Genomic DNA, 23,863 nt, shown 5'->3' on the forward strand with positions numbered 1-23,863 from the left:
AACCCAGGGGTCTGAACATCATGCCGCGGCTTGAAGACTTCCTGGCGAACCTGGCCAGGAGCGGCTTGGTGCCTCCGAGCGACCTGGAACGAGCTCGCTCCAGCCTTCCGAGCGAGCCGACCGCGGACGCGGCGGTCCGACTCGCCAAGCTCCTGATTCAGCTCAACGTCCTGACCCCGTACCAGGCCAGAAAGGTGCTCGCCGGAGCCACTCGCGGTTTTTTTCTCGGTGGCTACCGGATCCTGCGGCCGATCGGTGAAGGGGGGATGGGGAAGGTCTTTCTCGCCGCCCGCGAGGGGAAGAGCCAGCGGGTGGCCATCAAGGTGCTTCCCCCCAAGAAGGCCGCCGAGGAGGGACAGGCCTTACTCCGATTCCGCCGCGAGATGGAACTCTCGCGCCGGGCCAATCACCCCAACCTGGCACGCACCCTCGACGTCGGCAGCGAGGGGGACGTCCACTTCATGGTCCTCGAATACATCCCGGGCGACAGCCTTTACCATACGGTCAAAGGAAAGAGCGGCGGCCCGCTCCGCGTCCCCGACACCGCGCGATTCTTCCTCAAGGTGCTCGACGGACTCGAGGCCGCCCACAACTCCGGCCTGATTCATCGCGATATCAAGCCGTCGAACATCATGGTGACTCCCGACGGCGATGCCCGGATCCTCGACCTCGGTCTGGCCAAGGCCATCAACGAGGAGAGCCCGCTCACGCGCCCGAACGTCGTGATCGGCACGCTCGACTACGCCAGCCCCGAGCAACTCGGCAACGCCGCGCAGGCCGACCGCCGGAGCGACCTCTACAGCCTGGGCTGCACCCTCTATTTCACCCTCTCGGGCCGGGCTCCCTTCGAAGGCGGCGACGTCGTCAACAAGATCTTCAAGCAACGGATGGAAGATCCGGAGCCCTTGGAGCGGGTGGCACGCGGCGTCCCGGCCGCATTCGCGGCCATCGTCCGCAAGCTCATGGCCAAGTCTCCCGACGACCGCTACCAGACCTGCGCGGAGCTGAGCTCCGACCTCGCGCGCTGGACCGACCCCGAGAAGGTCCGGTCAATCCTCGGCGCCGAGGCGGAATCGGCCCGCGCGTTCCGTCCGCCTCCCCCCGAGCTGGAAGACGAGGACCTACGACTCCTCACCGTCGACGATTCCCAGAGCTCCCAGCCCTTTTCGCTCCGCGACCTAGGCGAGGCTGAGCCGGCCTTTGCGCCCATGCACCGCCCTCCACCCTCTCCCGTCCCTGCGGTCGTCCTGCTCCCGGGGGAACGGGAACGGCGGGTCGCCGCGAACCAGGCCTACGCCCCCGCAAGTCGAATCCCGCCTGATGAGTCTCGTTGGCTGGTCCACTTCGTCGCGATCGCGGTCGTGATCGGGGTGCTCGCCATCCTGGGAATCACGCTCCTCCGTTGAATTTTCAGGCATTGGCCCAGCGTTTGCTTCACTCAGTGGACGCACGCCAGCAACACAAGCACTTCGCTTGGGATTTGGGGTGGGGGACTTCCACAAATGGCTGCTTTTCACGGCTTAAATGCAAGCAAAACCAGCACGCTGCCTCAGGGGGGAGTGGTCGAGATCGGCTTACTGTTGCCGGCAAATCAAGCCGACGCGCTGGTTGAACTCTCCAAGCGACGCCACCAGAGCGTGGCTCAGATTCTTCGAGGACTCATCGACCGCGCGCTGACCGATGATGAGGCGGCCACCCGCTGGTCCTGACCCCCTTTTTTTCAATTTGGGTACATTTGTTTAGACCCATCTTGTCTCACGAGCCGAACAGAAGAGACCGAGGCCGGTCGGCTTCTGTCCACTACGCCGCCAAATCTCACCATTTTCTAATTTGTTGGATATTCCAGGTTCCCCGCTTTACCCACTTTAGGTGACTGGCCACCGTCTCGCACGTTGAGGCTCAGGCCGTTGGGCAGGCTCACTCCAGAGTCACCTCTTGGCCGGTTTCGCCATGACCGTCCTTCTCCCCCTTCCTCCGTCGCCTCCAGGCTCGCACCAGCCAGTGATCAGCTGCCCGGATGGTTCCCCACACGACCGCGACGAAGACGAACCACGCGTAAAGCTGCCCTTGCTCGGAATGCAGGGATTCCCAAAGCAGATCGCGGCACACGATGCCGCTGAGGAGGAAGAAGCCCCAGATAACGAGGTTTGGCGCGGCGTTCACCAACCTCCCGAGTACGCCTCCCTCGGTTGCACGCCGGTGCCAGGCTTCGGCTCTCAGGGCCTCGGAGCGGCAGCCCCGGCACATGGGACGCCCGCGGTGCCAGGTGGTAGCCTTCCTGCCGCAGGGGAAGTCCTGATACCAGGAAAGTCCGGGGTCAAGCCGGGGGACGCAGCGGGATCGGGGCTCTTGGCAGGTATCCATCGTCTGTTCCACTTCAACGGCACGATTGCAGCGAATTTGCGAAGCGCCTGGGCCTCGGCCCGTACTCTGCGCTTCTGGTTTGACAGAGCTTCCAACGCCGCACGCCGTCGGGCACTACGACCGGCACAGACCATAGATAAGATGGCGAGGAAGATGACGGCAACCATGAACCACTGGATACGGATCCGGGGGAGCCTCATGACGGATGTCCTACGTTCTCACCGAAGCCTTTAGGCGAGAGAAGCGTAGCAGATCGCTCCGACGGACGTAATGGGCGATGGCCGGTTCCCTTCCCGATGACCAAGGCCGGTTCCGTCGGTTGAAACATCCCACCGGCATCAATGGGGCTCTTTTCCCGCCGCCGCGTCCAGCCACTTCTGAAGCATCTGGCCAGCACGCTCGTGACGAGCCAAAGCCCGCTCCACGGCGGCCACCGGTAGCGGATCGCTCCCCTGAGCCTGTCCACGCACGTACTCCGGGAGCGGTGTATCGGGGGATCCGCGCCACGACGGTCTGATGGGAGTGTAGCCAAGGATCGCCGTTTTTTGGTTTAGACACTGGGCTCCACCCCAAGCTAAACTTGAGCGTTTAACTCCGTGACAACACCCATCATTCGGGGCGGGACGGAGTTCTTTCACGGAAACAGTTAACGATCGAATTCGTTTTGCTATTGAACCAATCGCATGGCCATCACTCTGACGATACGCGACGAAGGGGTCGGCGGCGTGCCAGTGCAGGAGCAGACGCTGGACGTCCCCGCCGAGCGGATGACGGCCCGGGAGCTAATCCGGAGCCGCGTCTACCAGGAAGTGCAGGACTACAACCTTAGAATGACAGGTCCGTTCCTCGGGCTCGTCCGTCCCGAAAGCGCTGAGCGGGCGCTCAACCGCGCGGGGGCGACGGCCCGGTTCCGGCCGGTCGACTGGAAGAAACAGTTCGAGCGGGCGGTCGAGGCGTTCGAGGCCAACCAGATCCTCCTGCTCGTGGACGACCGGCAGGTCGATTCGCTCGACGAGGAGGTGACTCTCCGCGAGGGTTCCGTGGCGACTTTCCTGCGTCTGACCCTGCTGGTGGGTGGCTGACGCGAGATGAGGCGATCCAGGGAGTCGGGCGATGCCGAAGAAGAAGGCGGCGGAGCAGGTGGCGACGCCCGTCGAGGGCGCGACCGCGGGCGAGCGCATTGACGCCTTGTTCGCATTCCGGGCGACGTGCAAAACGCTGTCGAGCCTGGCGGCCGATCAATACAAGGAGGGGCGGGCGGTCCTCAAGGCCGACCCCGAGACGAAGGCGGCGATCGTCCGCGAGATTGCTTCCCGGTTGGAGCCGGGAGGCATGCGGGGGAAGGGCGATGCGACAAGCAACGCTTCGGGCAAGCTCCTCGAAGACTTGCTGATCGAGACCCTCTACTGGTCGAGGACCGACGAGCCGCCGCGGCGGACTACGTAGCCGGGCTCGCGAAGCCGACCCGACTTCTCTACCTGATTTACGTGGTTCAGGACATCATCGGCGATCTCGCCGCCAAGCGCGAGCTTTCCCCGGCCACCCGCGAGGCTGTCCTCCGGATGGCCTCGATGATCCGCGCGCAGGTCGAGTCCCGCAAGAAGTGGCCGATCTACTTCCACGAGGACGAGCGCGAGGAATGGCTCGAAAACCTGGAGATGGCGCTAGCCGTCGGTATCCGCCGGCAGTTGGACCCGGGCGAGGCCTGGTCCGACGCCGCGATCGCCGAGATCGAGGGGTTGCCGCCTGGCCCGACCTGGAGCGTCTGGCTCACATTGGCGGCCCATTGTAAGACGCTCCCGAAGTCCGGCAAGACGACCGAGAAGTGGCTTGCCGCGGCCCGCGAGTTGGTCGAGCGGATCGGCCCCGACGCCTTCAGACGGGCCGTCCTCCGCTGGTTCCCGCTGGTTGACCGGCCGAGGACCGCACCCCACCCGAACCAGAACTCCTGGGACCCGGACTGGACAAACCTGATCCTCCCCGGCCACATCAACGTCCTCCGTGGGCTGGTCTTCCTGTGCGCGGGCCTCGACGACAGGGAGGTCGCCCGGGCGCTGGCGAAGTTGGCGATCAGCTCGTATCGCAAGCTCCCCGGCGTCGGGCCCAGGCTGGTCTCGCTCGGCAACGCCTGCGTGAGCGTGCTCGGGACGCTGCCGGGGATCGAGGCGGTTGGCCAGCTCGCCATGCTCAAGACGCGGGTCAAGTTCGGCACGGCGCTGAAGGAAATCGAGAAGGCATTCGACGCCGCCGCGAAGCGTGAAAACCTCCCGCGCGAGGAGATCGGGGAACTGGGCGTCCCGACCTATGGGATGGAGGACGTCGGCCGCCGCGTCGAGATCTTCGGCGAGTACCGCGCCGAGATGGCGGCCGACGCACACGGCGACGGCTTCTCGATCCACTGGAGCAAGGCCGACAGTTCGCCGCTTAAGTCGGTGCCCGCGTCGGTCAAAAAGGACCACGCCGAGGAGTGGAAAGAGCTGCAAGCCACAGCCAAGGACGCCGGCATGATGCTGACCTCCCGGCGCGATGCGCTCGACGCGTCGTACCTCGCCCGCAAGACCTGGAGCCTCGACGACTGGCGCGAGCGTTACCTCGACCACCCGCTGGTCGGCGTGGTCGCCCGCCGGCTGATCTGGACCTTCACCGACGGTAAGACCTCGCAAGACGGGCTGTTCCACAACGGCAGGCTCGTCGACCGCGACGGCCAGGCGCTCAAGCCACCCGGTGGGTCGACGACGGTCGGCCTCTGGCACCCGATCGGCCGCCCGGTCGACGAGGTGCTCGCCTGGCGCGACCGCCTGGAGCGGCTGGGGGTCAGGCAGCCATTCAAGCAGGCCCACCGCGAGGTCTACCTGCTGGCCGACGCCGAACGCCGGACGGGGTCCTACTCAAACCGGTTCGCCGCCCACCTCCTCAAGCAACACCAGTTCCACGCCCACTGCGCCGCCCGCGGGTGGAAGAACCGGCTGAGGCTAGGTGTGGACGACTCCTTCCCGCCCGCGACCCGCCCCTTGTCCGAATGGGGCCTCCGCGCGGAGTTCTGGGTCGAGGGGGTCGGCGATGAGTTCACCGAGTCGTCCGCCTACCTCTACCTGACCACGGACCAGGTCAGGTTCTACCCGACGGACGCCGCGCAGGCGAAGGCGCACGCCTCGGGGGGTGGCTATCAATTCTGGAACGGCGAGGACCGGCCGACCCCGCTGGAGGAGGTGCCGCCGCTGGCCTTCTCGGAGGTCATGCGGGACGTCGACCTGTTCGTCGGCGTGGCGAGTGTCGGGAATGACCCGAGCTGGGCCGACGGCGGCGCGGGCGGCCAGCACCGCGACTACTAGGAGCGGTTCAGCTTCGGCACCCTCTCGGCCACCGCGCAGACCCGCAAGGAGGCGCTCGAGAGGATCGTCCCCCGTCTCAAGATTGCCGACCGCTGTTGTTTCACTGATAAGTTCTTGGTCGTCCGGGGCGACCTGCGGACCTACAAGATCCACCTGGGCAGCGGCAACATCCTGATAGAGCCGAACGACCAGTACCTCTGCATCGTCCCCAAGCAAACGGCCTCGGCCCGGCCCGACGGCGGAGTCTTCCTCCCATTCGAGGGGGACGCGGTCCTCTCGGTCGTCCTGAGCAAGGCCTTGATGCTCGCCGACGACCGGAAGATCAAAGACGAGACGATCACCAGCCAGTTCGATGCAACTGGGTCAACTGACAGGGAGGAAGTAGCCAGGCACTTGATCAGGGAGGGCTGGAAAATTCGGAGAAGCTGAACACTTGATTGCAGACACCGTTGGACTATCGAGGTCCCCCGAGTTACCTCCTTTGGGAACCTGGCCACCGACTCGACGCCCTTCTGTGAGAAAAGCCCTGCACCCTCGTTCGTGGCCGGTGGGAGTGACTCCGCGCGGCTTGGGCTTCTGGTAAAGTGCCAGGCCACTGACTCGAGCCGGGCGCGGAACCGTCCCGCGGGGACGTGGAGCGAGGCCGAATCGGAATCGGGTCGCGGATCGGGCGGCTGTGCCTCATAATGGAGGGAAAGTCGACTTCCTCCATTTCAACCCCTCTGCTACAAGGTGCGGAATGCCCGGCATCAGAGACGACCGCTCCGGAGCGTCCGCTGCGTCCGAGCAAGGAACTCCGACCCCCCGGCCCGCGGGTTACGTAGCTCCCGAAGAGCATGACAAGCTTTTGGATCTTGCCGACACCTTGGCGGCAGTCCTGAAGGAGCAATTCGAGGATCCCGTTGCAAGCTTGGCGATTCTCTCGGCCGAGGCTGGTCGGATGGTGGGTGGCCGCGAGGCGGATCCGGCGGGAGAGGTGGCAAGGACACAGAATGATCCCGGTATTGCCACCTCCGAATCGAGCACAGGAGGTGCCATGCCGACCCCGACTGAAACGTCAACTCATCGTCGTCCCTATCACGGGTTCGACGTCGAACGGGCGACGTACGAGCGGATTCAGACCGAGCTCCTCAAGACGTCCGAGGGCATGTTCGTGGTCATCGTCGGAGATGAGTGCGTCGGCCCGCTGGAGAGCGATGAGGCCGCGGAGCGCGCCGGCTACGAGGCGTTCGGCCTGGGACCGCTCTACATCAGGCAAGTCCTAGCCGCAGAGCCGCCGGCACTCGTCACCCGCGATGTCGCGATATGCCGAACCTGACGGTCACGGTCGGCGCCGGCCAGGCCCCGATTCTCGAGTTGATCGTCGGCCCGACAGAGGCGACGATTGAGGCGCTACGGGCAGCCGGCGAACCCATCCCGCTGCCGATCCTGGTCCCGGCCATGCTCGATACGGGTGCTGGGACATCGCTGCTCGCGCGCCGGATCGCCGAAAAATTGGGCCTGGATCCCGGCGGCGAGCGCATCGTCATCGGTGTGGGGTCCGAAGGCACCGAGACCGGGGTCGTCTACCGGATCAGGTTGGCGTTCCCGGCCGTCCCGCCGATGCTGTTGGCGTCGACCGTATGCGTCGTCGCGGTCGAGGACCTGGCCAAGTTCGACGTCGGCATGATCCTGGGCCGCGACCTGCTGAGCCGGTGTGTGCTGCTCTACAATGGTCCCGACGGGCGGTGCACGTTCGCGTTCTAACTCCACGAAAGTGGCGACCAGACAGGGGCGCTACCAGGGGCGCCCCGCCGAAGTCCGGGACGTTCCGGCGGGCATCGGGCAAGGTCACAGGATCCAAAGTGGCCAGAAACTTCAGACCATTGCAAACATCCCTAACTGTCAATCCATTCTATAGATTCCGATTAAAATCTTCCCCATAAGACACGTTACAATACCCCACATAACCCAAAAGACGTCAATGTTTTCGAACATTAAATCTATCAAATATACCGAGACACTAAATATATTTAGCGGCAGAGCAAACACAGCCAGGCACTTGACCAGTTAAGGCTGAAAGGTACAGAGAAGCTGGACACTTGACTGCAGCCACCGTTCGACGATCCAGGTCCCCGAGTCACCCGATTTGGGTGCCTGGCACCGATTGGACGCGAGGCCGCCTTGGAGGAGCCGGCAAAAGATCGTTCTCTTGTCCAGCAGGCAGCCGCCGGATAACCTCGAAACCGAGCCGGATCGCCACATCTTTTTCCTGGCCGCGGGACATCATCCGAAGACTACAACAACGTGGGGGCGGCATGATCAAGCCACCTGACATCGAAGACGACAACTGGGAAATCATCGTTGCCGCGGCTACCGGCGATGCTCCCACGCTGCGTCGGCTTCTGAACGGAGACCCTGCGCTGAGCCGACGCGGCTATTTCTATACGCCGCCGATTCACTTCGCGGTCCGCGAAGGACATGCCGAGATTGTTCAGATGTTGCTCGATGCTGGAGCGGACCCGGAATGGAACGGGTACTATGGCGACAGCTTGATCGGAATGGCAAGCGAACGCGGCCATGATGCCGTCGTGGCAACTCTCGAGCGGGCTCGCGATCGACAGGGTAGGACCGCGCCGGCTGAGACGCGCCAGGATCACCCGATTCATCTGGCTGCGGAGACCGGCGACCTTCGACGGGTTCGTGAACTTCTGGATGCGGACCCTCACCTCGTGAATCGTGGGGATCGTGCGGGAGGCACGCCGCTCCATCGTGCGGTGATCGGAAGGGCGCGCAGCGTTGTCAAACTGCTCCTTGAACGTGGCGCAGACATTCACGCGATAGACGGTTCCGGCTTGGGGGCTCCCGACGGCCTCAGCCCGCACAACATCCAGGCAATCGATCTCGCGGTCTGGGGTGGACGCGGCAGGAGCGTGCGCCCGCCGAGATGGCAGAGGCTTCTCGCGCGTTTGCGTTGCTGGATCAAGTCGCGCGGGCGTAGGAAACAACCGACGATGCCCTGCGATGTGAAGACAGCCCGACTGCTGCTGGCGTACGGCGCGAACCATGATCTCGCCGTTGCGGCGGCGCTGGGTGACTTCGTCCGTGTCAAGGCGACCCTGGATGAGGACCCGTCGCAGATTCGGGAAGCGCGGCCGAATGGACGGCGGCCGCTCACAACGGCTGTCGAATTCGGTCACGAATCGATTGCTCGATTGCTCCTCGAAAGAGGAGCAAACCCGGCCTGGCCCGAGCTCAACGCCGACAAGGGAGGGGCCCTTCACACGGCCGCGCGCGCAGGGAACCGCGCGATGGTTGAACTCTTGTTGTCGCGTGGGGCAGACCCCAACGGTCATATCGATTCGGCCGGCAATGCGGTGTGCGCGGCGAAGACGTCGGAGATTCGCGCGTTGCTCGAGGCCCACGGCGGCAGCCTCGATCCCTATGACCTTGTGTGGAAGGACGAAGATGATGAGGTCATCCGCCGGGTCACGGCGGATCCGAAGTCCGCAGAACTCGGATGTGGGGGTGTCTTCACGGCGGTCGTCACGCGCGGCAAGCGAGATTTGCTGAAGCGTTTGTTAGACGCCGGTATTCGCGTGCCGCCACTCGTTACCGGATGCCAATCGTATCTGATGGAGCAGCCCGACATGTTTCGCACGCTGCTGGAAAATGGGATGAATCCGGACACCTGCAACTGGCAGATGCAAACCATGCTGCATCTGTGCTGCAGGGGCGACGGTAGCGGCCGCCCGGACAAGGCCTCACTCAAATGTGCGGCGTTGCTGCTCGACGCCGGAGCGAACATCCTGGCCAGAGATGACGACTACGGCTCTACACCGCTAGGATGGGCCGCAAAACACAATCGTCCGGATATGGTGGACTTTCTTCTCGCTCGCGGAGCGAAGACGAATCTTCCGGATGACAAGCCGTGGGCCACGCCGTTAGCGTGGGCAAAGAGACGCGGGCATACGCAGGTGGCCGAGAAGTTGGTGAGGGCGGGGGCGAAGGGGTGAGGTGCGGCGGGTCACGTTCAATCGATCCAGCGGCGCCACGGTCAGAATTCCCGGCACGGTGGGCGCTCTCGGCATCGAGTCATTGGATGTCGCGACACGAACCGTGAAACTGGCGGCCCTGGACGCGACTGAGCGAGTAGCCAGGCACTTTACCAGGGAAGACTGGGAGTTCCAGAGAAGCGGGACGCTTGACTGCAGGCACCGTTGGACGATCCAAGTCCCCCGAGTCACCTCCTTTGGGAGCCTGGCCACCGACTCGAATCTTTTTCAATTTGGGTACATTTGTTTAGATCCATCTTGCCAGAACGTCGTGTCTGAGGGGACAATTGACGCGGCTCGTCGCAATTGGCGACGAGCCCGAGGGGGGGTCGGCCTCAACACCATGTCAAGCAACGATGGCCTGGACGGCTTCCTGCCGGTTGTGGCCACCTGGTTTCGAACCACGTTCGGGGCGCCCACCCCTCCCCAGCAATTCGGTTGGCCGGCGATCGCTGAAGGGCGAAACACACTCATCTTCGCCCCCACCGGGTCGGGCAAGACGCTGGCGGCGTTCCTGGCCTGCCTCGACCATCTCTGGCGCACCCCAAGGCGGGCGCCCGGGGCGAGAATCCTCTACATCTCGCCTCTGAAAGCCCTGAACCATGACGTCTATCGCAATCTCCAGATGCCGCTCGAGGGGATCGTGGAGACGGCTCGAGCAGCCGAGACCGAACTGGCTCCGCTCTCGATCGCGGTCCGGAGCGGCGACACCTCCTCGGCCGACCGCCAAAAGCTGGTCCGCAAGCCTCCCGATATCCTGATTACCACGCCCGAATCGCTGCACCTGATGCTGACGAGCCGAGCCCGCGAGACCTTACGGTCACTCTCTCATGTCATCATCGATGAAATTCACGCCCTTTGCCCCAACAAGCGAGGGGTCTTCCTCGCCCTCTTGCTGGAACGCCTGGAGGCGATCAACCCCGACGGCTTCGTCCGCATCGGCCTCTCGGCCACCCAGCGCCCGCTCGATGAAGTCGCGCGATACCTCGGGGGGTGCCGGATCATCCGTGGTCCCGGCACGAAGACCCGCCTCGTACCAAGGCCGGTAACGATCATCGACACGGGACACCGCAAGGAGCTCGACCTCCAAATTCTCGTGCCGTTCGAACGGCCTGGCCCCGTGGCCCCGGGCACCACCTGGCCGGCCATCGAACGCCGGCTCCTCGAGCTTATTCGCGCGCACCGCTCGACGATCATTTTCGCCAACAACCGGCGGGTCGTGGAGCGGCTGACCGCGCATCTCAACGAGCATGAGGACGGCCCCAAGACGACCGCAACTGCGTTGGTGCGATCGCATCATGGCAGCCTGAGCCAGGAGGAACGGCGGAATACCGAAGAGGCCTTGAAGGGAGGCGAGCTGCAAGCCGTGGTCGCCACGGCGTCGCTGGAACTCGGGATCGACATGGGGGCGGTCGACCTGGTCTGTCAGGTCGAATCGCCCGGCAGTGTGGCACGGGGGCTTCAGCGGGTCGGCCGGGCGGGTCACGTGGTCGGCCGAGTCAGCAAGGGGCGGCTCATCGCCAAAACGGCGAGCGACCTCCTGGAATCGGCCGCGCTCTGCCGCGCCATGGTCGGCGGCGCGGTCGAGTCATTGCGAGTGCCGAACGGCTGTCTCGACGTGCTCGCCCAGCAGGTGGTCGCCTGCGTGGCGATGGATCGCTGGGACGTCCCCGCCCTTTTCGACCTGGTCCGTGGCGCTTATCCCTATGGCAACCTGGCCCCGTCCGCGTTCGACAGCGTGCTTCGAATGGTCGCGGGCCGGTTCCCCACCGAGACCTTCCGCGACCTCCGTGCCCGGGTGAGTTGGGACCGAGTCCACAACCGCTTGCACGCTCTGCCCGGCAGCGCGCGGCTCGCGGTGACCAGTGGCGGGACGATTCCGGACACCGGACAGTACCCCGTCTATCTTGGTAACGAAGGTCCACGGCTGGGCGAGCTCGACGAGGAGTTTGTCTTCGAGCGTCGGGTGGGGGAAACCTTCGTGCTCGGAACCGCCACCTGGCGGATCGAGGCGATCGAGACCCACCGCGTCGTCGTGGCCAGAGCCGAGGGGCAAGCCGCGATGATGCCCTTCTGGCGCGGCGAGGATTCGGCACGCACCCCCGAGCTCGGCGAAGCCGTCGGCGCCCTGAGCCGCGAGCTGGTCGAGCGGCTCGATGACCCGGGGCTCGTCGCCTGGCTTCAGGCCGACTGTCATCTCGAGCCGGCCGCCGCGGAGTCATTGCGCGATCACGTCGCGCGGCAGGTCAGGGTCGTCGGTGCCGCCCCCGACGACCGCACCGTGATTATCGAGTCGTTCCGAGATCCAGCCGGCGAGATGGGAGTGGCCGTACTCACCCCGTTCGGCGGCAAGCTTCACCAGGCGTTGAAACTCGCGCTTCAAGGTCGGTTGCGGGAGCGGCTAGGGATCAGCCTGTCCTGTCTTCACGCAGACGACGGGATCTTGATTCGCCTTCCCCAGAACGACGAGCCTCCCCTCGACGTATTCGACGGCCTGACTTCCGAACTCGCCGAGCGCCTGATCCGCGAGGAGTTGGGGGATAGCGCCTTGTTCGGCCTCCGGTTTCGCCAGAACGCCGGCCGGGCGCTGCTGATGCCGCGCCCCGACCCATCCAAGCGAACGCCCCTCTGGCTCCAGCGGCTTCGGGCCAAGGACCTGCTGCAAGTCGTCCGGCAGCTCCCTGACTTCCCGATCGTGGTCGAGACCTACCGCGAATGCCTCAATGACGACCTCGATTTGCCCCGCCTCCGGCTCTTTCTCGACCGCGTGGCCTCGGGGACGATTCGGGTGGTGGCGCGCCGTGGTGAGATCGCGTCGCCGTTCGCCACCGACCTGATCTTTCGCTTCACCTCGCAATTCCTCTATCAGTGGGACGAACCCCGCCACGCCGAGCGGCAGCCGGGCCGAGCGGCGGTGGACGAGGGACTTCTCGATCCCTTGCTCGACGCGGCGAGCCACGCCCAATGGCTCGACCCGAACGCGATCGGTCAGGTTGAGAGCCGGCTCCGCGAGATCGGTCGGCCCCCGCGCACGGTCGACGAGATGGCCGAAACCTTGCGACGCCTGGGGGACCTCGCGGCGGGCGACTTGAGCGGCCCGATGCTTGGTTTCCTGGTCGAGCTTCAAGCGCAAGGGAGAGCCGCGGAAATCGAGTTGGCGAGAACGCTCGAGCCCACGCGCTGGATCAGCGCGGAGGAATCGCCCCTTTATGAGTCGGCCTTCGCCCACGAACCCGACGAGGCCGCGCAGGAGACGATTGTCCGGCGGTTTCTCGGCACCCACGCCCTCGTCGGCCTCGACGATCTGCTGGCGCGTTACCCGCTCGGCCCCGCGGCAGCGACCGACCTGCTCGAACGCTGGGAAGAGCAGGGGAGGCTGGTCCGCCTCGAGCCGGCCGGTGACTCGGGCGAACCGCTCTGGGCCGAGCGGCGAAACCTCGAGGAGGTTCGCCGACTCTCGATGGCGCTGCGACGGCGGGAGAGTGTTGCGGTCGCCCCCGAGGTCTTCGCCGACTTCGTGGCCCGGCGTCAGCACGTGCATCCCGCCACTCACTGGGAGGGCCAAGCCGCGGTCGGCCTGGTCCTGGAGCAGCTCACCGGGTTCGCGGCCCCGGCCGACCTTTGGGAAACGGACCTGTTGCCAAGGCGAGTCCGCGACTTCCGCGCGGCCTGGCTCGACGAATTGCTCTCGGCCGGCGGCTGGTTCTGGCGGGCCGAAGGGGAGACCAAGGGTGAGCCTCGCGTCGGGTTCGCTCCTCGTGACTTCGCGGGGGCCTGGCCCAGCGCTCCGGACGAGGTCCCCTCACTGACGGACGCCGAAGCCCAGGTCCTCGCCGAACTCGAGCGCCGGGGGGCCTCGTTCGCAACCGACCTGGCCCGGAACCTGGGGCTCGAACCGTCACGAACCCGGCTGGCACTCGATCGCCTGCTTCGGCTCGGACTGGCCACAAACGACCGCTTCGACCCCCTCCGACCGGGCGGTTCCGCGATCACCGAGGCCCTTACCCGCGCCGCCGCGGGCCAGCGCACGAGTTTGCAGCGTTCCCGGCCGTCGTTGCGTCGCACCGCCTCAAGTCGTCCCGAGGGGCGGTGGTGGCGGTTGGAGCCCGTGGACCTGGACCTTGAAACGGGCCAACTCGCCTGGGCGGCGGTCCTGCTCGAACGCTACGGCGTTCTCGCTCGCGAAACGGCCGCACTCGACCCATGGTGCCCCCCTTGGCGTGACCTGGCCCCCTGGCTCGCCCGCGCGGAACTCCGAGGCGAGCTCCGTCGCGGCTATTTTGTCGAGGGACTCTCGGGCGTCCAATATGCGACGCTCGAAGTTGCCGAGGAGTTGGCCAGGATGGCTGGCGACCGCGAATCGGCCGCCGAGTACGTGCTGATCTCGAGCCTGGACCCGGCCAACCTCTACGGATCGGGAGCGCCTCTCGACATCGACCTGCTCGAAGGCGGAACCGCGCGACTGCCGCGCAATCCGACGAATTTCCTGGTCCTACGCGACGGCCGCCCGGTCTTGATCATCGAGGCGGCCGGCAAGCGGCTGACGGGCCTGGCTTCGGCTTCGGAAACGGATCTGCGCGGAGCGTTGGCCTTGGTCCCCACGCTGGCTGGGCCGGCGCGTCGAGTCTTGAAGGTGGAGAGTTACAACACCCGCCCCGCACTCGAGAGCGCCGCCGCCCCTTGGTTAGCCGAAATTGGGTTCGTGCGCGATTATCCCGGAATGACGTATTACGCGGGTTGGTAGTCGGGCGGTCCGTGAGGGCGGTTTCTCCCGTGCGAGCGACGAAGATTGGGCGAACCAGGCGGACAACTACCCAAGCGGTCAGACGTTTGCTAGATTCAGGTTTCGCAACCGGTGACCGGCCCTGGCCATGAGCTGCGGTCGCTGCTTCAGGCTCACTTTTCGGAGATAGACCCCACATGCCACGCGCACGATTCATGACCAACGTTCTTTTCGGAATCACCGCGTTCGTCGGGCTCGGCGCATTGACGATGACGGCCGCCAACGCCGCCGACGACAAGCCGGTGGTCGTCCTCGACACCACGCTGGGACCGATTACGATTGAACTCGACCATGCCAAGGCGCCGATCACGGTCGACAACTTCCTCAAGTACGTCGACGACGGTTTTTACAATAACCTGATCTTCCACCGCGTCATCTCCGACTTCATGATCCAGGGCGGCGGAATGAACGATCAGATGCAAGAGAAGCCGACCCGGCCGCCGATCAAGAACGAGTCGGGCAACGGTCTGAGCAACACCCGGGGCACGATTGCGATGGCTCGGACCAACAATCCGAATTCGGCGACCGCGCAGTTCTTCATCAACCTGTTCGACACGAATAGTCGGCTCGACACCTTCGGGGGCGGTTATACTGTCTTCGGCAAGGTCACGAGCGGAATGGATGTGGTCGACGCGATCGCCAAGGTTCAAACCGGTTTCAAAAATGGGATGGACGACGTCCCGCTCAAGCCGATTTACATCAAGAGCGCCAAGCGGAAAGCCAAGTCCTGACCCAATTTCGGCCGGCGGGCGCACGCCGGACTCTCTTGACCCATCCCGGCGTGCGATCTAAGATGACCGGGGTTGCGCGTTCGGATTCGCTCCGGACCTCTGGATTCATGATTCTCGCGGTTTGGTGATATCAGGTTCTCTTAGGAGTGTTATGAATGGCTCACATCGTGGCCGAGCCTTGTTTTGACTGCAAGTACACCGACTGTGTCGTCGTCTGCCCCGTCGATTGCTTCTACGAAGGGGCGCAGATGCTTTACATCAACCCCGAGGAATGCATCGACTGCGAAGCGTGCGTCCCGGAGTGCCCCGTCGAGGCGATCTTCCACGAAGACAACTTGCCGGACGACTGGAAGGACTTCACCGCGCTGAACGCGGAAGAGGCCCCCAAGTGCCCCGTGATCAATGAAAAGAAGGACGCTCTGGAAGGCGAGTCTTGCACTCCCGCCAAGAAGTAAAGCCGGACGCACAAGCCGCCAAACCGAAGCCGACCCTCGACCCCAGATGCTCCTCTGGGGTTTCTTTTTTGCGCAAGGGGTGGAGTGGGCAGCCCCGCCAAAGCGACAGGCGCCGACGCTCCCCGACTCCCCCGCGAAGCCGGCGACTCACCGGTGCAGCCGCTTTCGAACGCGAAACGGGCGAAGCCTGATGGCTCCGCCCGCGAAGACGCAGGTCCGGGGGTTGGCGGGCGAAGCCTTACTTGATCTCGTCGCTCGAAATCGACTCACCGCCCGCCCGGGTCATCAGTTTCAAGAGGACCAGCTTATTGATCTGGCTGGTGACCGTACCGACACTGCCGTCGCAGCGTGCGAAGTTTACCAGCCCCGGGTGCTTGCTCGCCCAGTACGACCAGTAGTTCGTCGTGCCGACGGTGATCGGCTTGTTGATCGTGCGTCCGAGCAGAGTGCGGACACACGAACTGGGACCATCGCTCCAGTAATTCTTAGGATAAATGACCTCGCCGATGAACATGGTCGAAGTCGTTCCATCGGTAATGTCGGCCATGCTCACACTCGAGTTCTTGTAGGCCACCCCGTTGTCGAACTGAGTGCAAGGGGAGGTGGAGAGGTCGAGCGGATTGGTCGGCAAGGTGGCGGCGTCATTGCACGCGATGTTGCCGTCAGCGGCCGAATTCCCTCGGTAGTCGGACGGCCCGAGTTTGGACGCGGTCGACGTTCCCGACGCCACCGCGGTCGCCTTTCGGTTCGAGGGGCAGACGAACGCTTCGATGGTCCGTCGGGTCGCCGTCGTGTTATCAATCGCGGTGGGAGCCAGGTTGAAGTTGATCTCATTCCAGAGGTTCGTTTGCTCAAGCTTCAAGAGCAACCCCGACGTCAGCCCGTTCCACATGTACGCTTGGCTTGACCACGGCAGGCAGTTGCAGTCTCCGGCGGAGCAGCCCGAGCTCGCATCCCACTGCGCTTCGTTGCAGAACCATCCCGAGGGAAGGCTTAGAAAAGTATCGTGATACTCCTGTCCGGCCAGCCCCAATTGCTTGAGGTTATTCTGGCACTTCGCCCGGTTCGCTGCCTCGCGGGCCGATTGAACGGCCGGCATGATCAGGGCGACCAGGACCCCAATAATCGCGATGACGACGAGTAATTCGATCAGGGTAAACCCTGTCTTTAACCTCGCGGCTCCCCGGCTTCGGCGCATCGGTCTATCCCTCTCATAACGACCGGACTGACGGCGTCACAATCTCCGACCCTCAAGCCTAACCGATCCACGAAATGAATGCCATCACCCTCTCACGGTTTCAGGTGGGGATGAAACCGCCGTACGCGCACCATTCGAGGGCGATGGCGATGAATTCAGCTATTTCAATTCGACCGACCAATAGGCGTTGTCGAGGAACGTCTTCCAGCTCTGGTAGCGGCGGTGCGACAGCTTCAGGCAGAGCGACGGGCTGGTCCGGGGCTGAATCGGTTCCTTGATCAACCGCATGTTGGCCTCCCAGGGAGTGCGCCCGCCTTTGCGGACGTTGCACTTCAGGCAAGCACAGACGATGTTTTCCCAGTTCGCCAATCCGCCTCGACTTCGGGGCAGGACGTGATCGAGGCTGAGCTCACTGGTCGCGAACCGCTTGCCGCAGTACTGGCAACGATTGCCGTCCCTGGCAAAGATGTTGCGGCGGTTGAATTTGACCTTCTGCCGCGGGAGCCGATCGTAGGCCAGCAGGCGCACGACGCGGGGCACCTGGATCTCGAAGTGAACGGTGCGGATGAACTCATCGTCGGGGTGCTTGAACCGAGCCCGAGCCTCGGAAACTTCGCGCCAGCTCTGGAAATCGAACGAGGCGTACCGGCCATCGTCCAGCGTGATCACTTCGGCGAGGTCCTTGAAGAGCAGGCAGAACGCCCGCCGGACCGAGATCACGTGGACCGCCATGTAAAACTTATTCAGGACAAGGACACTGGCATCGAGGGCGTGACTGGCGCCAAAACTCATGGGCGTGTCTCTCCTCCGAGCGGCAGAAACGGACGTAAGGGGCCAAGGCGTAAGGCTCGCGGTTCAGACAATGCGCACCTGGGACCAGGTTCGCTGGGCTGGGTCGCCTTGGCCCGTCCGCTCACTCGAAGGCGTTACGGACAGCCTGGCCGACGTCAGCCGTTTTAGCACGACCACCGAGGTCGGGGGTCTTGGGAGCGCCCGCAGCCAGGACCCGCGCCACTGCGCGTCGGATCCGCTCGGAGGCGCCGGGAAGTTCCAGATGATCGAGCAGCATCGCCACCGAGAGGATCGCCGCGATCGGGTTGGCAATCCCCTTGCCGGCGATGTCGGGCGCCGAGCCGTGAACCGGTTCGAACATGCTCGGCGCGGTCCGCGCCGGATTCAGGTTGCCGGAGGCGGCCAGGCCCATCCCTCCTTGAAGCACGGCCCCGAGGTCAGTGATGATGTCGCCGAACATATTCGTTGTCGCGATCACGTCGAATCGTTCCGGGCTGACGACCATGCGCATGCAGCAGGCGTCGACGTGTTGATAGTCACTCTTGATCTCCGGATAGTCGCGGGCCGTCTCGGTGAACGCGCGCATCCAGAGGTCGTGGGCGAAGGTCAAAACGTTGGTCTTGGCCACCAGGGTGACCTGACCCAGCAAACCACGTCCCCGTTCCTCCTCGGTGAGCCCCGGATAAGGGCGATCGCGGCCGCGTGACCGTGCCAGATCAAAGGCGTACCGCAGGCAGCGCTCGACCCCCGCGCGGGTGTTGATCGACGTCTGGATCGCCACTTCCTCGGCCGTCCCTTTCCGGGTGAATCCCCCCGCGCCTACGTACAGGTCTTCGTTGTTCTCGCGGACGACCACCATGTCGATCTCGTCGGGGCCTTTCCCCTTGATCGGGGTCTCGACGCCCGGGTACAGGCGAACCGGCCGGAGATTGATGTACTGGTGGAATTCGAATCGAAGGCGGAGCAGGATCCCCTTTTCGAGAATTCCGGGAGCCACGCCCGGATGTCCGACCGCCCCCAAGAAGAGCGCGTCGCATCGCCTCAGATCGTCGACGACCTTGTCGGGGAGGACTTCGCCCGTCTTAAGGTAGCGTTCCCCTCCGAGGTCGAACGGGACGAGGTCGTAGCGAAACCCCTCGCGCTCAGCCACGTCAGCCAGAACCGCCAATCCCTCACGGACCACTTCAGGTCCGACCCCGTCTCCGCCGATAACGCCGATCGTGGGCAAAACCGCCTCCTCAACCAGGGGACAAACCGAAACTGGGCCACCCGACGTGAGTTGCTTCCAGACGAGATCCGCGGTCGAGCGTGACCAAGCATCTCACGAATAATACTTTAACCGCCCCGCGCGCGAGGTTCAAGCGTCACGCAAAGCAGGCTCGCGTCGTACAATTCGAGAGCCGATAGAACCGGAAGTGTGCGTGCTGTCACGGTAAAGAAAACCGTTGACAACACCGATGCCGACCCCATAGTTTGTTAGGAATAATCTCATTGCGGCACCCGGGGTTCTCCTTTCTTCCGCCGGACGTCTGTCGCTGCCTGTCTCAGTAATCTCAAACGTCGTCGAATTTTGTTCGATCCCCGTGTTTTGCAGGCACCTGGGAGCCGGCCTCATGGCCACGAAGACCGAGAGCAATCCCCCCGCGAAGGATTCGAAAGGGCTTTCGAGTCTCAACGAATTCAATCTCGAGAAGTCGATCTTGCGCCGTGGCCTGGCCACGCCCGTCGAAATCGAGGCGTGCAAAGCCCACAAAGCCAAGCTCGCAGCCAAGGATGAGTGTAAGGGACTCCTTGAGATCATGGTCGAGGCGAAAGTCCTGACCAGGAGCCAGTCGGTGCGCTTGCTCAAGGAGATTGGCGAGACCGCCAAGAAATTCGAGATCCCGGGCTATCAAGTCCTCGAGCGGTTGGGCAAAGGGTCGATGGGCGTCGTCCTCAAGGCGCGCCAGACGAGCGTCGACCGCATCGTCGCCGTCAAGATCTTGCTTGATGCGCTCGCTCAGAACAAAGAGTTCATCAAGCGGTTCGATCGCGAAGCGAAGATCGCCGCCAAGCTCTCCCACAACAACGTCGTCAACGCCATCGACGCCGGCGAGGTCAACGGCCATCACTACTTCGTGATGGAGTATGTTGAAGGGGGGACGATCAAGGATACCCTCGACAAGAAGAACGTGTTCGAGGAGAAGGCCGCCCTGACCATCGTGATGGCGGTGGCCGAGGCGCTGAAGCACGCCCATCAGCGTGGCCTGATCCATCGCGACATCAAGCCCGAGAACGTGATCCTGACCAAAGACGGTGGGGTCAAGCTCGCCGACCTCGGCCTGGCCCGGCTCACCGCGGACGAGAAGTGGGCGATGTCCGAAGCGGGCATGGCGATCGGCACGCCCTATTACATCAGTCCCGAACAGGTGCGCGGGCAGGTGGACGTGGATATCCGGGCCGACATCTACAGCCTAGGCGCCACGCTCTACCACATGGTCACCGGCCGCGTTCCCTATGACGGGGAGGCCGCCGCGGAGGTCATGCGAAAACATGTCGACAAAAACACATTCATTGTCCCTCCCGACCATATCAACACCAAGCTCTCGAGCGGCCTGGGGGTTGTGGTCGAGACGATGATGGCCAAGAACCGGGAAAACCGGTATCGCAATCCTGACGACCTGATTCTCGACCTCAAGTGCCTGCTCCAAGATGAGAGCCCGATGCTCGCCGGGCAGAAGCCCGACGACCTCGCGACCCTGGCGGAAGGCGACGTCGGCGACGACACGCGCGGGGCCAGCGAAGCCCAACTGATCGAGATCGCCGGCTACGTCAACGGCCGGCAGCACATGATCCTCGCGCTCGCGGCGATTCTCGCCCTCTCCGTGATCACCAACCTCGTCATGATCACCACGCGCTGAGCCTGACGCGCGGGAGCGGGAGATTCCCTGGTGGGCCGTGCCCACCCTACAAGAGAATGTAGGGTGGGCACGGCCCACCAGCATTTTGCGGAATCTCGCCGTGGGTTGTCAGCGGGCTCACGCTCGCTCCCACGCCGGTTTGCTGGCTCGAATCCACGCGCCTGACCGCGAGCCGAGGCCTTCTCAAGTCGAGAGGGCCTGACTCGTCATCGATCCGGCTTCATGATGGAGTCGAGAGTGGGGAAGGTCCGAGGCAAATCCTGACACCGAGCGGCCAAATTGGGCACCAGGCGGTACTCAACTCAACCTCCCCAAGTCGATCGCCATGCGATCGACCCACAAGTCCGTGTTAGTTCTTGCTGAAGTCGAACGACCGGAGAAATTCCTTGCCGAGCGGATCCTTGAGAAACTTGCCGTGACAACCCGGGCAGAGGTCGAAACGAAAGCCCTTGCGCAGCGGTGTCGCGGCTTCCTCGGCACTGAGTTGCTCGTCACGCTGCAAGAGCTGGGAGACCGCCTCCATGGGATCCTCATCCAGATCGTCCTCCGTGATCTCAGTGGGGTCGAAGCCGGGAAAAGCCTCGATTTTGACCACATACCGGGGGTCTCCGCATGCGGTTAGATCCTTACCGCAGAGATCACACGTGAAGTGGACCATCAGCGTCTCATCCCTCAGTAATTGGCTGGTGAAGAGCACAAATCCGATTCTAACTCGACGGCTTGAGTCCGTCCAAGCCCGTCGGCCATAATTCGAGTAGATCGGAACCATTGGGGGACCGTCAAGGCGAAAACCACGGTAATCAAAGCGATCACCGAAGCCGCAATCGCCAACCGAAGCTCGGGCGGGTCGTACCAAACCTCCAGTCGATGCCGGCCCGCGGGAAGCTTCATTTCCAGAAATGTTTCTCGATATGATCTGATTTCTGCGGGCAGGCCATCGACCGTGGCCCGCCATCCTGAATCAAAGATTTCTCGCATAACAATCTGACTATTTTTTTTAAATTCACACTTGCCGCTGATCCTTCCCGGTGCGCGATCGAGCGCGATCCGAGCGAGGGCCGAGTCGGCCTCGATCCAGGGTGCGCCCTCGAGCCGGGCGACCCAGACGTCGCCCACGCGATCGACCCGCGGAAACGAGCCCGCGGGAGGCGGCGTGGAACCGACGACCGCTTGAACCGACGCGTCTTCGAGCCGATCGCGGGCGCGGAGGACCCCCTCCCACGTAATCGATCGCCGACTGGTCCGTGCCTTCGGTCCCGGCTCGTAAAGCGAGGCGAAGAAGGCGAGGTTCCGCGACAGCTCAACTGAGTCATAATTGCGCACGTCGGACAGACCGTATCGCATCAATACATTAGGAGGCAATTCTTCGCCGATGGCGAGAATCCGGTCGGTCGGTTTCAGCTCACGGCGGAGGTAGGCGATCACCGGGCTGACCGGTCGGTCATCACTCCGCGCAATCGCCGGGTTCAGCCCGACCCCGAACCCGAACAGGTCGAGCAGCGTCAGACCGACCACGGCCGAGCGAACCAGCGGGCTCGGAACCCACCGACGTCGGAGCGATTCCGCAAGTCCGGCCAGCACGAGCAGGTGAACTCCCGCCAGCCCCAGGTAGCGCGGAACGAACGTCAGGGTCGAACGCACCTGGCGTTCGGCGCGCGCCAAGTAAACCGCCGGATCCGCGCCCGCGGTCGCCGCCGCGGCCTCTGCGTAATGGTCGGTCGCGCGTTGCCTGAAAAAGGGTTCGAGGCGCCCGAACCCGGCCGCACCGGCCAGCAGGACCAGGGCAACGCCCCCCCAGACCCAGACCGAGCGCACCCGCTGCCCTTGTTGGAGCCGATCGAGTCCGATACCCCCGAGCAGAATCAACGAGAAGGCCACCCAGAGGCTCAACCTACGGTTGTCGGTCACTCCGAGCACCGGGAGAGCACGCAGCAGGTTGTCGACCGGAGGGAGGCGGCAAGCCCCTAGAACGCCGACGATGGCAAGGCTGGCGAGAAACCTGACGTGCGCATTTTCCCGTCGGGCCGACCAAGCCAACGGCACGAGCCAGATCAAGGTGGCGAGACCGGCGAATCCCCCGGCCGTCTCGTTGAGATTATCCACCCCCAGAGCGCGGCCCAGATGCGGATGACCCCGTCGCTGACTGCCGAACGCATAGGGGAAAGCCGTGCAGATCGCCCCGAGCACCCGAGGACGGGCGATCCTCCAGGGAGAGTCCCGCTCGCGTTCACGGTCCTCCCAGACCGGGCTCCGGGTCAAATAGAAGCCGAGCGGGACCACTTCCACCGCCGCGAGCATGATCCCGAGCGTCACTCCCGCGGTCCAATAGACCACCCCGCGGCGGCAGCCGCTCGATTCCCTTGACGGCTGACCGGCCAACCTGGATTCGTCGATCAGGTCGGTACGAGGCTCGTCCGCCCCCCCGCGTCGGGCCGTGACCGCGGCCCGCCAGAGCACAAACAGGCCGGCGGCAAGCATGACGTGGGCGCTCGTCTGGACATGCCCGCCCACGAGGACGAGTGCGGTCACGATGCTGAGCACTCCGACCCGCCGCGCGGTGGGCTGGCGGAGCACCCGGTCGCCCGACCAGAAGAGCCAGGGCATCCAGACCGCGACGTTGGTCACCGGATAGAGGAGCCAGACGACGAGGAACCCGCAAAACGGGAACGCGAGGCCGGAGAACCAGCGTCCCCACGGGCCGAAGCCCCAGGATCGGGCGAGCAGGAACATCCCGAGCCCCGCCACCCACAGCCGCGCGGCCGCCATCCAGGCGTAGGCGTCGGGGAGAGTCCCAACGTAGGCAATCATCTGGAACGGATCGAAAACCGCGCTCTGCCCGTTGGCCAGGTGGGGCGTGCCGCAACCAGCCCGATCGTTCCAGAGCGGCAGACGACCCTGGCGGATCATCGTGCGGTTGAACTCGATCCAGGGCTGGAACTGAAGGACAGGGTCCATCAGCAGCCGGTTCGCCGGCTCGTAATCCGCGCCGCGGTGGTCGCGAAAGCTGGCGGAGACGAGCAGGACATCGGCCGAGCTGAGCACTTTGCCGCCGAAAAGGGACTCCGCGAAGAATCCGGCGACCAGCAGGGCGAGCACGGCGGAAAAGGCGAGCAGTTCGCGACGCGGCGACATAGCTGCAATGCCTCCTTGCATCGCTTCGAAGTCGATCCTCCCGGTGTGCAATCGTCAGGAATAGCCGATCGACCGATTTCCTTCAAGTCGAGCTGAGCGGCTTTGAACTCGGAAACTCGGCCTCCTCCATTCCATACCCGCC

General features: G+C 64.0%; 19 protein-coding genes. 13 read left to right on the plus strand and 6 right to left on the minus strand.

Annotation, left to right across the window (positions count from 1 at the left end):
* Positions 1–20: 20 nt before the first annotated feature.
* Together BUS42_RS37775 and BUS42_RS37780 are read left to right on the plus strand one after the other, a co-directional pair.
* Positions 21–1,406 (plus strand): serine/threonine-protein kinase, encoded by a 1,386-nt coding sequence (locus BUS42_RS37775; RefSeq protein WP_074316424.1) that lies wholly within the window; start codon positions 21–23, stop codon positions 1,404–1,406.
* A gap of 96 nt (positions 1,407–1,502) precedes the next feature.
* Positions 1,503–1,709, plus strand: a complete 207-nt coding sequence (locus BUS42_RS37780) for a hypothetical protein (RefSeq protein ID WP_074316426.1) — start codon at positions 1,503–1,505, stop codon at positions 1,707–1,709.
* Between the two features lie 208 nt (positions 1,710–1,917).
* Here the strand turns inward: BUS42_RS37780 and BUS42_RS45795 are convergent, their stop codons facing one another.
* Positions 1,918–2,163, minus strand: coding sequence for a hypothetical protein (locus BUS42_RS45795; protein WP_254054073.1), 246 nt, complete (start codon positions 2,161–2,163; stop codon positions 1,918–1,920).
* Between the two features lie 884 nt (positions 2,164–3,047).
* Between BUS42_RS45795 and BUS42_RS37790 the strand changes: the two genes are divergently transcribed.
* The 10 genes from BUS42_RS37790 (at position 3,048) to BUS42_RS37840 (ending at position 15,699) form a co-directional block, all read left to right on the plus strand.
* Positions 3,048–3,446 (plus strand): hypothetical protein, encoded by a 399-nt coding sequence (locus BUS42_RS37790; protein ID WP_074316431.1) that lies wholly within the window; start codon positions 3,048–3,050, stop codon positions 3,444–3,446.
* A 31-nt stretch (positions 3,447–3,477) separates the two neighbouring features.
* The gene (locus BUS42_RS37795) at positions 3,478–3,810 is read left to right on the plus strand and encodes a hypothetical protein (protein ID WP_074316433.1); all 333 of its coding nucleotides are present in this window, start codon (positions 3,478–3,480) and stop codon (positions 3,808–3,810) included.
* 41 nt (positions 3,811–3,851) lie between these two features.
* Positions 3,852–5,696: a DUF4132 domain-containing protein gene (locus tag BUS42_RS37800; RefSeq protein WP_074316435.1), complete on the plus strand. Its 1,845-nt coding sequence runs from the start codon at positions 3,852–3,854 to the stop codon at positions 5,694–5,696.
* Positions 5,697–5,810: 114 nt separating this feature from the next.
* The gene (locus BUS42_RS37805) at positions 5,811–6,125 is read left to right on the plus strand and encodes a DUF7737 domain-containing protein (RefSeq protein ID WP_074316437.1); all 315 of its coding nucleotides are present in this window, start codon (positions 5,811–5,813) and stop codon (positions 6,123–6,125) included.
* Positions 6,126–6,435: 310 nt separating this feature from the next.
* Complete coding sequence (locus BUS42_RS37810; RefSeq protein WP_143206671.1) at positions 6,436–7,014, plus strand: hypothetical protein; 579 nt, start codon at positions 6,436–6,438, stop codon at positions 7,012–7,014.
* Positions 7,002–7,442: a retroviral-like aspartic protease family protein gene (locus BUS42_RS37815; protein WP_074316442.1), complete on the plus strand. Its 441-nt coding sequence runs from the start codon at positions 7,002–7,004 to the stop codon at positions 7,440–7,442. Before BUS42_RS37810 ends, BUS42_RS37815 begins: the two co-directional genes overlap by 13 nt.
* 551 nt (positions 7,443–7,993) lie before the next feature.
* The gene (locus BUS42_RS37825) at positions 7,994–9,691 is read left to right on the plus strand and encodes an ankyrin repeat domain-containing protein (RefSeq protein WP_074316446.1); all 1,698 of its coding nucleotides are present in this window, start codon (positions 7,994–7,996) and stop codon (positions 9,689–9,691) included.
* Between the two features lie 382 nt (positions 9,692–10,073).
* Positions 10,074–14,474 carry a DEAD/DEAH box helicase gene (locus BUS42_RS37830; protein ID WP_074316448.1) on the plus strand — a complete coding sequence of 1,467 codons (4,401 nt, stop codon included), beginning with the start codon at positions 10,074–10,076 and terminating at the stop codon, positions 14,472–14,474.
* Between the two features lie 194 nt (positions 14,475–14,668).
* Positions 14,669–15,244 (plus strand): peptidylprolyl isomerase, encoded by a 576-nt coding sequence (locus tag BUS42_RS37835; protein ID WP_216821139.1) that lies wholly within the window; start codon positions 14,669–14,671, stop codon positions 15,242–15,244.
* Positions 15,245–15,399: 155 nt separating this feature from the next.
* Positions 15,400–15,699 carry a ferredoxin family protein gene (locus tag BUS42_RS37840; protein WP_015244960.1) on the plus strand — a complete coding sequence of 100 codons (300 nt, stop codon included), beginning with the start codon at positions 15,400–15,402 and terminating at the stop codon, positions 15,697–15,699.
* A 238-nt stretch (positions 15,700–15,937) separates the two neighbouring features.
* Here BUS42_RS37840 and BUS42_RS37845 read toward each other — a convergent pair whose 3' ends face one another.
* The 3 genes from BUS42_RS37845 to BUS42_RS37855 all read right to left on the minus strand — a co-directional run bounded on the left by BUS42_RS37845 (position 15,938) and on the right by BUS42_RS37855 (position 18,917).
* Positions 15,938–16,897 carry a DUF1559 family PulG-like putative transporter gene (locus BUS42_RS37845; protein WP_074316451.1) on the minus strand — a complete coding sequence of 320 codons (960 nt, stop codon included), beginning with the start codon at positions 16,895–16,897 and terminating at the stop codon, positions 15,938–15,940.
* 159 nt (positions 16,898–17,056) lie between these two features.
* Complete coding sequence (locus tag BUS42_RS37850; protein ID WP_015244958.1) at positions 17,057–17,689, minus strand: HNH endonuclease; 633 nt, start codon at positions 17,687–17,689, stop codon at positions 17,057–17,059.
* Positions 17,690–17,810: 121 nt separating this feature from the next.
* Positions 17,811–18,917 (minus strand): 3-isopropylmalate dehydrogenase, encoded by a 1,107-nt coding sequence (locus tag BUS42_RS37855; protein WP_074316453.1) that lies wholly within the window; start codon positions 18,915–18,917, stop codon positions 17,811–17,813.
* A 385-nt stretch (positions 18,918–19,302) separates the two neighbouring features.
* Here BUS42_RS37855 and BUS42_RS37860 point away from each other — a divergent pair, with 385 nt between their 5' ends.
* On the plus strand, positions 19,303–20,589 hold the full coding sequence (locus BUS42_RS37860; RefSeq protein WP_074316455.1) for a serine/threonine protein kinase: 1,287 nt from the start codon (positions 19,303–19,305) through the stop codon (positions 20,587–20,589).
* A 349-nt stretch (positions 20,590–20,938) separates the two neighbouring features.
* On the opposite strand, the gene BUS42_RS37865 is transcribed toward BUS42_RS37860, so the two are convergent.
* Both BUS42_RS37865 and BUS42_RS37870 read right to left on the minus strand, forming a co-directional pair.
* Positions 20,939–21,247: a hypothetical protein gene (locus tag BUS42_RS37865; RefSeq protein ID WP_074316457.1), complete on the minus strand. Its 309-nt coding sequence runs from the start codon at positions 21,245–21,247 to the stop codon at positions 20,939–20,941.
* Between the two features lie 14 nt (positions 21,248–21,261).
* Positions 21,262–23,721, minus strand: coding sequence for a glycosyltransferase family protein (locus BUS42_RS37870; protein ID WP_074316460.1), 2,460 nt, complete (start codon positions 23,719–23,721; stop codon positions 21,262–21,264).
* Between the last annotated feature and the right edge of the window lie 142 nt (positions 23,722–23,863).

The sequence above is a fragment of the Singulisphaera sp. GP187 genome, assembly GCF_900129635.1.
In the GTDB taxonomy this organism is placed as follows: Bacteria; Planctomycetota; Planctomycetia; order Isosphaerales; family Isosphaeraceae; genus Singulisphaera.

Excerpts from the sequence above, each read along its gene's own strand:
- BUS42_RS37810 (WP_143206671.1), top strand. The coding sequence starts at position 6,436 with ATGCCCGGCATCAGAGACGACCGCTCCGGAGCGTCCGCTGCGTCCGAG.
- BUS42_RS37830 (WP_074316448.1), top strand. The coding sequence starts at position 10,074 with ATGTCAAGCAACGATGGCCTGGACGGCTTCCTGCCGGTTGTGGCCACC.
- BUS42_RS37780 (WP_074316426.1), top strand. The coding sequence starts at position 1,503 with ATGGCTGCTTTTCACGGCTTAAATGCAAGCAAAACCAGCACGCTGCCT.
- BUS42_RS37835 (WP_216821139.1), top strand. The coding sequence starts at position 14,669 with ATGACCAACGTTCTTTTCGGAATCACCGCGTTCGTCGGGCTCGGCGCA.
- BUS42_RS37865 (WP_074316457.1), bottom strand. The coding sequence starts at position 21,247 with ATGGTCCACTTCACGTGTGATCTCTGCGGTAAGGATCTAACCGCATGC.
- BUS42_RS37845 (WP_074316451.1), bottom strand. The coding sequence starts at position 16,897 with ATGCGCCGAAGCCGGGGAGCCGCGAGGTTAAAGACAGGGTTTACCCTG.
- BUS42_RS37850 (WP_015244958.1), bottom strand. The coding sequence starts at position 17,689 with ATGAGTTTTGGCGCCAGTCACGCCCTCGATGCCAGTGTCCTTGTCCTG.
- BUS42_RS37825 (WP_074316446.1), top strand. The coding sequence starts at position 7,994 with ATGATCAAGCCACCTGACATCGAAGACGACAACTGGGAAATCATCGTT.
- BUS42_RS37840 (WP_015244960.1), top strand. The coding sequence starts at position 15,400 with ATGGCTCACATCGTGGCCGAGCCTTGTTTTGACTGCAAGTACACCGAC.
- BUS42_RS37815 (WP_074316442.1), top strand. The coding sequence starts at position 7,002 with ATGCCGAACCTGACGGTCACGGTCGGCGCCGGCCAGGCCCCGATTCTC.
- BUS42_RS37775 (WP_074316424.1), top strand. The coding sequence starts at position 21 with ATGCCGCGGCTTGAAGACTTCCTGGCGAACCTGGCCAGGAGCGGCTTG.
- BUS42_RS37860 (WP_074316455.1), top strand. The coding sequence starts at position 19,303 with ATGGCCACGAAGACCGAGAGCAATCCCCCCGCGAAGGATTCGAAAGGG.
- BUS42_RS37790 (WP_074316431.1), top strand. The coding sequence starts at position 3,048 with ATGGCCATCACTCTGACGATACGCGACGAAGGGGTCGGCGGCGTGCCA.
- BUS42_RS37870 (WP_074316460.1), bottom strand. The coding sequence starts at position 23,721 with ATGTCGCCGCGTCGCGAACTGCTCGCCTTTTCCGCCGTGCTCGCCCTG.
- BUS42_RS37795 (WP_074316433.1), top strand. The coding sequence starts at position 3,478 with ATGCCGAAGAAGAAGGCGGCGGAGCAGGTGGCGACGCCCGTCGAGGGC.